8 protein-coding genes are annotated in these 11,605 nt (G+C 50.9%); all 8 read right to left on the reverse strand.

Annotated elements, in window-relative coordinates; all coding sequences use genetic code 11:
• Nucleotides 1-59: 59 nt before the first annotated feature.
• The 8 genes from carB to ribF all read right to left on the reverse strand — a co-directional run bounded on the left by carB (nt 60) and on the right by ribF (nt 11,582).
• A complete protein-coding gene (gene carB / locus BZG81_RS08715; protein WP_077677184.1) occupies nt 60-3,287 on the reverse strand; it encodes a carbamoyl-phosphate synthase large subunit in 3,228 nt (1,075 codons plus the stop codon).
• A gap of 15 nt (nt 3,288-3,302) precedes the next feature.
• On the reverse strand, nt 3,303-4,442 hold the full coding sequence (gene carA / locus BZG81_RS08720) for a glutamine-hydrolyzing carbamoyl-phosphate synthase small subunit (protein WP_077677204.1): 1,140 nt from the start codon (nt 4,440-4,442) through the stop codon (nt 3,303-3,305).
• A 466-nt stretch (nt 4,443-4,908) separates the two neighbouring features.
• Nucleotides 4,909-5,712: a 4-hydroxy-tetrahydrodipicolinate reductase gene (gene dapB, locus BZG81_RS08725; RefSeq protein WP_077677185.1), complete on the reverse strand. Its 804-nt coding sequence runs from the start codon at nt 5,710-5,712 to the stop codon at nt 4,909-4,911.
• Between the two features lie 136 nt (nt 5,713-5,848).
• A complete protein-coding gene (ispH, locus tag BZG81_RS08730; RefSeq protein ID WP_077677186.1) occupies nt 5,849-6,793 on the reverse strand; it encodes a 4-hydroxy-3-methylbut-2-enyl diphosphate reductase in 945 nt (314 codons plus the stop codon).
• A 9-nt stretch (nt 6,794-6,802) separates the two neighbouring features.
• Nucleotides 6,803-7,234, reverse strand: coding sequence for an FKBP-type peptidyl-prolyl cis-trans isomerase (fkpB, locus tag BZG81_RS08735; RefSeq protein ID WP_021023299.1), 432 nt, complete (start codon nt 7,232-7,234; stop codon nt 6,803-6,805).
• 43 nt (nt 7,235-7,277) lie between these two features.
• Nucleotides 7,278-7,787 (reverse strand): signal peptidase II, encoded by a 510-nt coding sequence (lspA, locus tag BZG81_RS08740; protein WP_021023300.1) that lies wholly within the window; start codon nt 7,785-7,787, stop codon nt 7,278-7,280.
• Nucleotides 7,787-10,612, reverse strand: coding sequence for an isoleucine--tRNA ligase (gene ileS / locus BZG81_RS08745; RefSeq protein WP_077677187.1), 2,826 nt, complete (start codon nt 10,610-10,612; stop codon nt 7,787-7,789). Before ileS ends, lspA begins: the two co-directional genes overlap by 1 nt.
• 28 nt (nt 10,613-10,640) lie before the next feature.
• Nucleotides 10,641-11,582, reverse strand: coding sequence for a bifunctional riboflavin kinase/FAD synthetase (gene ribF, locus BZG81_RS08750; protein WP_077669399.1), 942 nt, complete (start codon nt 11,580-11,582; stop codon nt 10,641-10,643).
• Nucleotides 11,583-11,605 lie beyond the last annotated feature (23 nt).

Here is an 11,605-nt window from a genome sequence, read left to right on the forward strand (position 1 = left end):
GATAAGAAAGACCCGCCAAAAAGGCGGGTCTGATGGCTGGTTATTGACGTCTCATCGGATTAAGACGTGGTCAGTACTCGTGCGTGCAGCGATTGCACCGGATTCACTTTGGTGGTGTCGGCCGCCGTTAACGCCATGCACGTGGCGAAGGCCGCATTCAGTGTGGTGGTATAATTGACCTTGGCGGCCAGCGCACCACGACGTAAGACTTTTGAATCTTCAATCGCTTGGCGCCCCTCGGTGGTATTGACAATATAGCTATACTCACCGTTTTTGATGCGGTCAAGAATGTGCGGACGTCCTTCGTGCACTTTGTTGACAAGGCGCGGATTGATCCCCGCTTCTCCCAGAATAACGGCAGTGCCGTGGGTGGCATCAAGTTCAAAGCCAAGTTTCAGCAGCTTCGCGGCCAGGTCGACCACGCGCTGCTTATCGTTATTGCGAACCGACAACAAGGCTCGCCCGCTTTCGCTATAGGCTTTGCCACAGGCTAAGTCCGCTTTAGCAAACGCTTCAGCAAAGGTATCGCCCACACCCATCACTTCACCAGTTGAGCGCATTTCTGGCCCAAGTAAAGGATCCACGCCTGGGAACTTATTAAACGGGAGTACCACCTCTTTCACGGAATAGTAAGGTGGAATCACTTCGTTCACGAACCCTTGCTCGGCAAGTGATTGTCCTGCCATGACGCGAGCAGCAATTTTCGCCAGCGGCACCCCTGTCGCTTTAGACACAAATGGAACCGTTCGTGCAGCCCGCGGGTTTACTTCAATCAGATAAATTTCATCATCTTTCACCGCAAACTGGGTATTCACCAAGCCGCGTACACCAAGCTCTAAGGCTAATTTACGTACTTGTTCACGCATCCGGTCTTGAACGTCATCGCTCAACGTATACGCTGGTAGTGAACACGCCGAATCGCCCGAGTGCACTCCCGCTTGCTCAATGTGCTCCATAATGCCACCAATGACAACGATGTCACCGTCACACACGGCATCAATATCTACTTCGGTCGCGTCATCAAGGAAGTGATCGAGCAAGACGGGAGATTCATGCGACACACTCACGGCCTCATTAAAGTAGCGACGCAAATCCGTTTCGTCATATACGATTTCCATCGCCCGTCCCCCAAGCACATAAGACGGACGCACCACCAACGGGTAGCCAATCTCTTTCGCTTTTTCCACCGCCTGCTCTAATGCCGTCACGGTGGCGTTGGCAGGTTGTTTCAGCCCTAGGCGCTCTACCGCATCTTGGAAACGTTCACGGTCTTCCGCGCGGTCAATTGCATCAGGACTGGTACCAATGATCGGCACCCCAGCTGCTTCTAGCGCTCGAGCCAGTTTAAGTGGGGTTTGGCCACCATACTGAACAATTACCCCTTCAGGGTTTTCGACCCGAACAATCGCCAACACATCTTCCAAGGTCACCGGCTCAAAGTAGAGGCGATCGGAAGTATCATAGTCGGTAGAGACGGTTTCAGGGTTACAGTTCACCATGATGGTCTCATAGCCGTCTTCGCGCAGCGCTAACGAAGCATGGACGCAGCAATAATCAAACTCGATGCCCTGTCCGATACGGTTCGGACCACCACCGATAACCATGATTTTCTTTTTATCGGTTGGTTGCGATTCACATTCATCATCATAGCTTGAGTACATGTACGCGGTATCAGAGGAAAACTCAGCTGCGCACGTATCAACGCGTTTGTAGACCGGATGGATGTTGAATTTATCCCGCAGTTTGCGCACTTCAATTTCAGACACCCCGAGAAGATTCGCCAAGCGCACATCGGAAAAACCTTTACGCTTTAATTGGCGCAGCGCGACCGCATTAAGGCCAGCAAACCCATTATCTCGGACTTGTTGTTCATGTTTGACGATGTCTTCGATTTGCACCAAGAACCAGCGATCAATATTGGTGAGGTTGAAAACCCCATCGACCGACATGCCTGCACGGAAGGCATCCGCGACATACCAAATCCGCTCGGCGCCCGGCTCTTTCAGCTCATGGCGAATACGCGTCAATGCGGTATCGTCATCCAGGTTGACCATCTCATCAAAACCAGACGCGCCGGTTTCTAGACCGCGTAATGCTTTCTGTAACGATTCTTGTTGGTTACGGCCAATGGCCATCACCTCGCCCACGGATTTCATCTGGGTCGTCAGTCTATCATTGGCGCCAGCAAATTTTTCAAAATTAAAGCGTGGGATTTTCGTGACCACGTAATCAATGGTCGGCTCAAATGAAGCCGGTGTGGCGCCGCCGGTAATATCATTCATCAGCTCATCAAGGGTAAAGCCAACCGCTAATTTGGCCGCTACTTTGGCAATCGGGAAACCGGTTGCTTTTGATGCTAAGGCTGATGAACGCGAGACACGCGGGTTCATTTCAATGATCACCATGCGCCCATTATTAGGGTTGATCCCAAACTGAACGTTTGACCCACCGGTTTCGACACCGATTTCACGCAGCACAGCCACAGAGGCATTGCGCATCAATTGGTATTCTTTATCGGTCAATGTTTGAGCGGGCGCGACGGTGATCGAATCACCAGTGTGGACACCCATCGCATCGACGTTTTCAATCGAGCAGACAATGATGCAGTTATCGTTTTTATCCCGCACCACTTCCATTTCGTACTCTTTCCAACCAATCAAGGATTCATCAATCAACAGCTCGTTGGTTGGCGACAAATCCAAGCCTCGCTCGCAAATGTCTTTAAATTCTTCTTGGTTGTAGGCAATACCGCCACCGGTGCCGCCCATGGTAAATGAAGGACGGATAATACAAGGGAAACCCACTTCGTCGAGTACCTTGTGAGCCTCATCCATACTGTGGGCAATGCCCGCACGCGGACACTCAAGGTTAATGCTGCGCATCGCTTCATCAAAACGGTGTCGGTCTTCCGCTTTATCAATGGCGTCGGCTGTTGCACCAATCATCTCTACGCCAAATTCCGCCAGTACGCCGTGACGCTCGAGATCCAGTGCACAGTTTAATCCCGTTTGACCGCCCATGGTCGGTAACACCGCATCGGGGCGCTCTTTCTCAATAATATGTTTCACTACCTGCCACTGAATCGGCTCGATATAGGTCGCATCGGCCATTTCGGGATCAGTCATGATAGTCGCTGGGTTCGAGTTCACGAGAATAACCCGGTATCCCTCTTCGCGTAGCGCTTTACACGCTTGTGCCCCTGAGTAGTCAAATTCACAGGCTTGGCCGATGACAATCGGGCCTGCGCCCAGGATTAGAATGCTTTTTATGTCTGTGCGTTTTGGCATGCTCAACGACTCCGATTAGGCGCGATGTTGTTTGATAAGGTCGATAAAATAGTCAAAAAGAGGCGCCGCATCATGCGGTCCTGGACTTGCCTCTGGGTGGCCTTGGAAGCTAAAGGCGGGTTTTTCAATATGATGAATGCCTTGTAAGCTGCCATCGAACAAAGACACATGGGTCGCCCGCAATGTGTCTGGCAAGCTATCTTTATCGGCCGCAAAGCCATGGTTTTGGCTGGTGATCATCACCACGTCTCGGTCTAAATCTTTCACCGGGTGATTGGCGCCATGATGGCCGAATTTCATTTTCACCGTCTTAGCACCGCTCGCCAGTGCTAAAATTTGGTGGCCCAAGCAAATACCAAATAAAGGCACGCCTTTCGCTAAGAAGGTTTGCGTCGCCGCTATCGCGTAGTCACACGGGGCTGGGTCGCCAGGACCGTTGGATAGGAAAACTCCATCCGGATTCATCGCCAGCACCTCGTCTGCGGGCGTGGTGGCAGGCACCACCGTCAAACGACAGCCACGGTCAACCAGCATACGCAAAATGTTACGTTTAGCACCAAAGTCATACGCCACTACGTGATAAGGCAATTCACTATCAGGTAAAGCATCGGGTAAGCCTTGATGAAGTTGCCAAGAGCCTTGTGTCCAGCTGTAGCTTTCCTGAGTGGTCACTTCTTTGGCGAGATCCATGCCCTTGAGGCCAGGAAAATCTTGCGCGTTAACCAAAGCCAATGCTTCATCCACGCTGTCGCCAGCGACAATGCAACCATTTTGCGCCCCTTTTTCACGCAACAAACGGGTGAGCTTACGCGTATCAATGTCGGCAATGCCAACAATGTTGTATTGCTTGAGGTAATCAGAAAGGGATTGTTGATTGCGGAAGTTGCTAGCTAAGAGAGGGAGATCACGAATCACGAGGCCTTGAGCGTGAACTTGGGAGGATTCTTCGTCTTCGGTATTGGTGCCGGTGTTGCCAATGTGGGGATAAGTAAGAGTGACTATTTGACGGGAATAAGAGGGGTCGGTGACAATTTCTTGATACCCCGTCATCGAGGTATTGAAAACCACTTCTCCCACCGCGGAGCCATCCGCGCCGATCGGGGTACCGTGGAACACTGTCCCATCTTCTAGGACTAAGAGCGCAAACTTGCTCAAGACAACCTCCAGTTTATATAAAAATGCACTTTTAACGACTAACGTTGCATTCACGTATTCCATCTAAGATCAAAACCCGCGTCAAGCTGAATTTTGACAAATTGCGCGCATTCTAGGGATGCATGGAGAAGCTGTCAATCAAACCCGCGTTTTTTTGTTTTCTTTATTCACCACTCAATAGATTTCCTTATCTAAGCCGCCATAAAACACAGCTTAAATCGACTTTACGGTACAAAAAACACCCAAATCACTGCCAGCATCATTACGTAAGACACAATATCTGTCTAAAAAAATAAAAGCTCATTAGCAAACGTTTACCTTTACTTTTAACACCTGAGAAATACAGTCTCGTGCAAAAATAGCGATATGAGCCCAGTAAAAAACAGATAAAGCTGGAGGAGTAACACAAACAGAGAGGGCGTTTTACGTATAAGCAAAAAACATCGCGCCGAAGCGCGATGAATAGTTATTTTAAATCGAGGACATCTTGCATGGTATAAAAACCCGACGGGTGCTGATTGAGCCAAACCGCTGCACGGACCGCGCCTTTGGCAAAGGTATTACGGTTTGAGGCCTTGTGCGTGATCTCAACACGCTCACCGATATCGGCAAACATCGCAGTATGTTCGCCAACAATGTCACCGGCACGAAGGGTGGCAAAACCAATCTCGTCTTTGCTGCGCTCGCCCGTATTCCCTTCTCGCGCATAGACAGCCACATCGCTGAGGTTGTTACCCATTGCCCCCGCAATCGCTTCGCCCATACCTAGCGCTGTGCCTGAAGGGGCATCCACTTTATGGCGGTGGTGGGCTTCAACAATTTCAATATCGCATTCCTCCCCCATCACTTTGGCGGCTTGCTCGAGCAACTTAAACACTAGGTTCACCCCCACACTGTAGTTGGGCGCCATGACTAAGGCAGTTGACTCAGCGGCCTCATGAATGACTTGTTTTTGCGCCTCGTCAAACCCGGTGGTGCCAATGACTAATTGTTTACCTTGTTGTTGGCATAACGCCAAATGCGCCATCGTGGCCGATGGTACGGTAAAGTCGATAATCACGTCGAAGTCATCACTGACATTAGCAAGGTCGTCCACCACGTTAACCCCTAAACGGCCAATTCCTGCCAACTCACCCGCATCTGTGCCTACTAGGCTAGATTCAGGGCGCTCACTCGCCGCGCCCAATGTTGCGCCCGAGTATTGTGCAACCGCTTGAATAAGGTTGCGGCCCATTCGTCCAGCCGCGCCTGCAATGGCAATACTTACCATGATTTTCCCCTTTGTCACTTTGCCAGCAAATTGGCTCCTTGATCGTAACTGACCACTCTAGCGCGTTCCCTGGCACTTGTATATTGGCGAAAAAAAGGGAAGCTTTCGCTTCCCGTTTTGGTCTGGATCATCACGGTTAAGTGACCTCACGAATTTGTAATTCCTTCGGCACTTCAAAGAACATGTTTTCTTCTCGTCCAGAGAGATTTTCAACCTCTGTGGCACCAAGCTGCTTGATGCGCTCGATAATATGATCCACCAGCTCTTCAGGCGCCGATGCTCCTGCCGTGATCCCAACGGTATGCTTGCCGTCTAACCAAGCGGGGGCAATGTCTTGTGCTGTATCGACCAAATACCCAGGCGTACCTAGCTTTTCAGAAAGCTCACGGAGGCGATTTGAATTTGAGCTATTTTTCGACCCAACGACAATCATCACATCACAGCTTTGCGCAAGATCGCGTACTGCATCTTGGCGGTTCTGTGTGGCATAACAAATATCATCTTTGCGCGGGCCTTGGATATTGGGAAATACCTGCCGCAAGGTATCAATCACATCTGCCGTTTCATCCACAGACAGTGTAGTTTGACTGACATAGTGTAGGTTATCTGGATCGTTGACCTTGAGGGTATAGACATCGTCTGGGGTTTCGACCAAATACATGCCACCCGTTTCGCTGGCGTATTGACCCATGGTGCCTTCCACTTCTGGGTGGCCCGCATGGCCTATCAGCACCACTTCCATGTTTTTGCGGCTTGCGCGCGCCACTTCCATATGGACCTTGGTCACCAATGGACAGGTGGCATCAAACACGGTCAATTGACGCGATTTCGCCTCGTTCCGCACCGCTTGTGATACACCGTGTGCAGAGAAGATCACAATACTGTCGTCAGGCACTTCGCTGATCTGCTCAACAAAAATTGCCCCACGCTGCTTTAACCCTTCCACGACGAAACGGTTGTGCACCACTTCATGACGCACATAAATCGGCGGTTGATAGATTTCTAACGCTCGTTCAACAATACTGATTGCACGATCGACGCCCGCACAAAAGCCACGGGGATTGGCAAGTAGGATCTTCATGACTACGCCTTATTGCACACTTATAATTTCAACGTCAAAAATGACGGTTTTACCCGCCAAAGGATGATTAAAGTCAACGGTGACTGAGTCGCCAGAGACCGCGGTAATAATCCCCGGAATTTCTTGCCCTTGAGGACCACTAAACGCAATGATCGCACCTTCTTCGGCGGGTGTTTCTCCTCCGAAATGGCGGCGATCCATATGATGAATATTATCAGGGTTTGGCTGCCCAAAGGCATCTTCAGGCGCTAAGGTAAAGCTACTCGAGGCGCCTTCTTTTAAGCCCAATAAGCAGTTTTCAAAGTTTTCGGTCAGACTGCCGTCTCCCATCACCAATTTCGCAGGCTTCCCCGCATTATGGGTGGTATCGGCCACCGAGCCATCTTCAAGCTTGATGGTAAAATGCATAATCACTTCGCTAGCGGCGCTGATCGCTTTCATGATTCATCCTTTTTGAAAGTCGGAGTGTGCAGATAGATACGCATTATCCCTGCTTGGTCGATGACGCGTCCTGACGAAAACTTTCCAGAATCACCAACGCCGCCCCCAAACAAATCGCGGAATCCGCCAAGTTAAACGCCGGCCAATGCGACGTGCCAATGTAAAAATCTAAAAAGTCGATGACATAACCATGAACAAGCCGATCAAATAAATTACCCAATGCGCCGCCGATGATCATCGCATAGGCAATATTGATCAGCCGTTGGCTTGCTGGGGTGGTCCGCATCCAATAAGCCAGTAATCCACTGACTCCTAGTGCAATCACGCTAAATAGCCAACGCTGCCAGCCTCCAGCATCACTCAAAAAACTAAAGGCTGCGCCATGGTTATGCACGTAGGTAAGATTAAAAAAAGGCAACAGTTCAATGCGGTTAGCAAACCCGTATTCCATGGTTTGCATCACCAGCCACTTACTACCAATATCGAGCGCAAACACCAGAGGCGCCAGCCAAAGCCAGCGCCATCCTGATTGCGAGAGGGAAAGAGTCTGCATCACGCAAATTGGCGAGTTTCGCCTTCTCCTGCAATGTTGGTCACACAACGGCCACAGATCTCTTCATGGCCAGCAATGGTGCCCACGTCGGCGACGTGATGCCAGCAGCGTTCGCACTTCGCCGCACTTGAGGCCGTCACCTCAACAGCAAGGCCTTCAACATCCGTTTTCGTCGCAGATATTGGGGCTTCACCGGCGACCACAGTTGCTTTTGACGTTAACAGCACAAAGCGAAGTTCATCGCCCATTAAGCGCAGTTTTTCGGCAAAATCGGCGGGCGCATACAGGGTCACTTCGGCTTCTAGTGAGCCACCAATGACTTTTTCGTTACGGGCCTGTTCAAGCGTTTTATTGACCGCATCGCGTACGTTTAACAATTTCGCCCAGAACGCCTGATTAAGGGCAGCACTGTCTTCAAGATCAAACAGGCCGTCATACCAGACATCGGTAAAGACAAACTTGCTACGCTCACCCGGCATTTCATTCCAAATTTCATCCGCCGTGAACGACATAATAGGAGCCATCCAACGGACCAAGGCTTCGACAATGTGGAACAGTGCCGTTTGGCAGCTTCGGTGCGCATGGCTGCCGGCTTTCGCGGTGTATTGGCGATCTTTAATAATATCGAGATAAAAAGAGCCCATCTCAATCGAGCAGAACTGCATCAAGCGTTGCGTGACTTGGTGGAAATTACAGGCTTCAAATGCTTCTGTAATTTCTTGCTGTGCCGCCAACGCACGTCCCACCGCCCAACGATCGACCGCGACCAAATCGTCTGGGGCAACCAAGTCGGTTTTAGGATCAAAGCCATGTAGGTTCGCCAGCAAGAAACGCGAGGTGTTGCGGATACGACGATACGCATCGGCGCTGCGTTTTAGGATCTCATCCGAGACGGTGATCTCACCGGTGTAATCGGTTGATGCCACCCATAAACGCAAAATATCGGCACCCAGCTTGTTCATCACGTCTTGCGGCGCGATGGTGTTCCCCAAAGATTTCGACATCTTGCGGCCTTTGCCGTCAACGGTGAAACCATGAGTCAGCACTTTTCGATACGGGGCCTTCTCTTTGATGGCGACCGAGGTCATTAACGATGATTGGAACCAACCACGGTGCTGATCCGACCCTTCGAGGTACATGTCAGCTTCTTGGCCGTTGAACTCGTCACGCTGGTTAACCACCGCATAGTGCGTCGCGCCTGAATCAAACCATACATCGAGCGTATCCAGCACTTTCTCGTACTGGTCTGCTTCATCGCCAAACAGCTCGTTAAGATCCAAATCCCACCACGCTTGAATGCCCGATTGCTCTACCCGCTGTGCAACCTGCTCAATCAGGTTAATCGTATCGGGGTGAAGCTCTGACGTTTCTTTGTGAACGAACAAGGCAATGGGTACGCCCCAGGTACGCTGACGAGAAATACACCAGTCTGGACGGCCTTCAACCATGGATTCAATGCGGCTTTGCCCCCAGTCCGGGATCCATTCAACGTTTTTGATCTCTTGTAAGGCTTTATCTCGCAGACCGGCTTTATCCATGGCGATAAACCATTGTGGCGTCGCTCGGAAAATAATCGGCGTTTTGTGGCGCCAGCAGTGCGGATAGCTGTGTTCATAGGCATGATGATGCAGCAGCGCGCCGTGCGTTTTAAGCGTTTCAATGACATTATCATTGGCTTTAAACACGTGCTGACCGGCAAACAGTGGTGTATCAGGTAAATACACACCATTGCTCCCCACAGGATTGGCCACTTCTAGGTCGTATTTTTTCCCCACCACGAAGTCTTCTTGGCCGTGTCCAGGCGCAGTGTGGACAACCCCCGTACCCGACTCAGTTGTCACGTGATCGCCAAGGATCACCGGCACGTCAAAATCATAAAATGGGTGTTGAACACGTTGCAGCTCTAACGCTTCACCTTTACAAAAACCAAGGTTGTGATAGTGCTCAATACCAGCACGATCCATGACGTCTTTGGCCAACTCTGCCGCCAGAATTAAGCGCTGTGGCTGCTCGCCTTCGACTTGCACCAGCACATATTCCAGATCCGCGGACACAGCAACGGCGCGGTTAGCCGGCAGAGTCCAAGGCGTCGTCGTCCAGATCACCGCCGAAACAGGCCCTTCGCCTTGATGCTCACCAGCAAGGGTAAAGGTGTTCACGAGCGCCTGCTCATCGACCGCACGGAACATGACGTCAATCGATGGGGACGTCTTGTCTTGATACTCGACTTCGGCTTCGGCAAGGGCTGAACCACAATCCGTACACCAGTGAACCGGTTTAAACCCTTTGTGCAAGTGGCCATTCCCAGCAATCTTACCCAAGGCACGGATGATGCTGGCCTCAGTTTTAAAATCCATGGTGAGATAGGGTTTATCCCACTCACCCAACACGCCAAGACGTTTGAAGTCGGCTTTTTGACCTTCCACTTGCTTGGCCGCGTATTCACGACATTTTTCACGGAACTCGGCGGTGGAGATTTTCTGACCCGGCTTGCCCACTTTTTTTTCTACCATCAATTCGATAGGTAGACCGTGGCAGTCCCAGCCAGGGACATACGGTGCGTCATAGTCCGCCAGCGTTTTCGATTTAATAATAATGTCTTTGAGAATTTTATTAACAGAGTGACCAATATGAATATTGCCGTTCGCGTACGGAGGGCCGTCGTGCAAAATAAATGTTTTTTTGCCGTGCTTCGCTTGACGGATTGCACCGTAAAGATCTTCATCATACCAACGCTTGAGCATATCAGGCTCGCGCTTAGCAAGATTACCTCGCATCGGAAACGCAGTTTCCGGCAGGTTTAAGGTATCTTTGTAGTCACTCATTGATTATTGATTCCGTATGGAGGTTACTCTAGACATTATTGCCATCAGCCAGCCACGCACGCGCTGCCGATGCATCTCGTTGAATTTGCATTTTTAATGCGTCTACTGACGCGAATTTGGTTTCATCACGCAATTTGTGCAGTAGGCTAACTTCTAATTGTTTGCCGTATAAATCGAGCGTTTGATCGAATAGATGCACTTCTAACTGCTGATGGGTGCCATTGACCGTCGGTCGATTACCCACGTTGGCAACGCCCGGCAAAGATTGCCCTGCACGCGCACCGGACACGGTTACCGCGTACACACCCGATACAGGAGAGACTCGCCGCTTAAGCAGCACATTCGCGGTAGGAAAGCCGATCGTGCGTCCAAGCTTTCGCCCATGCGCGACCCGCCCGCAAATACTGTAGGGTCGCCCCAACATATCGGCTGCCGCCTCTAACTGGCCCGCGAGAAGCGCATCTCGGATAGCGGTGCTACTCACCCGTCGGTCGCTGACACAAAAGCTTTCGGTACTCACCACCGCAAAGTGATGCTCTTTCCCGGCTTGCTCTAATCGAGCGAAGTCACCGGCACGCTTGAGGCCAAAGCGAAAGTCGTCACCCACTACCAGAAACTTAACACCCAATTGATTGACCAACAAGCGATCAACAAAGGCATCCGGGCTCATGGCGGCAAATGCTGGTGTAAAGCTGACACACAACAGCCTATCCACGCCTAACTTAGCCAGCTGAGTATATTTGTCGCGCAGCCGGGATAAACGTGCAGGGGCCTGATCGCCTTGAAACAATTCGAGCGGTTGAGGCTCAAACAGCATGACAGTCGCAGGCAAATCGAGGGCCCTGGCCTTCTCGACCACTTGGCGCAAGACCGCTTGGTGCCCAAGGTGGACACCATCAAAGTTACCGATGGTGAGTACACAGCCTCGGTGTTTGGCCCGGATATTGTGAATGCCTCGAATTAATTCCATCGCCTGCTGACTATTTGAACTAT

The organism is Salinivibrio sp. MA607 (assembly GCF_001996245.1).
GTDB lineage: Bacteria > Pseudomonadota > Gammaproteobacteria > Enterobacterales > Vibrionaceae > Salinivibrio > Salinivibrio costicola.

Excerpts from the sequence above, each read along its gene's own strand:
- dapB (WP_077677185.1), bottom strand. The coding sequence starts at position 5,712 with ATGGTAAGTATTGCCATTGCAGGCGCGGCTGGACGAATGGGCCGCAAC.
- lspA (WP_021023300.1), bottom strand. The coding sequence starts at position 7,787 with ATGCAGACTCTTTCCCTCTCGCAATCAGGATGGCGCTGGCTTTGGCTG.
- ispH (WP_077677186.1), bottom strand. The coding sequence starts at position 6,793 with ATGAAGATCCTACTTGCCAATCCCCGTGGCTTTTGTGCGGGCGTCGAT.
- ribF (WP_077669399.1), bottom strand. The coding sequence starts at position 11,582 with ATGGAATTAATTCGAGGCATTCACAATATCCGGGCCAAACACCGAGGC.
- carB (WP_077677184.1), bottom strand. The coding sequence starts at position 3,287 with ATGCCAAAACGCACAGACATAAAAAGCATTCTAATCCTGGGCGCAGGC.
- ileS (WP_077677187.1), bottom strand. The coding sequence starts at position 10,612 with ATGAGTGACTACAAAGATACCTTAAACCTGCCGGAAACTGCGTTTCCG.
- fkpB (WP_021023299.1), bottom strand. The coding sequence starts at position 7,234 with ATGAAAGCGATCAGCGCCGCTAGCGAAGTGATTATGCATTTTACCATC.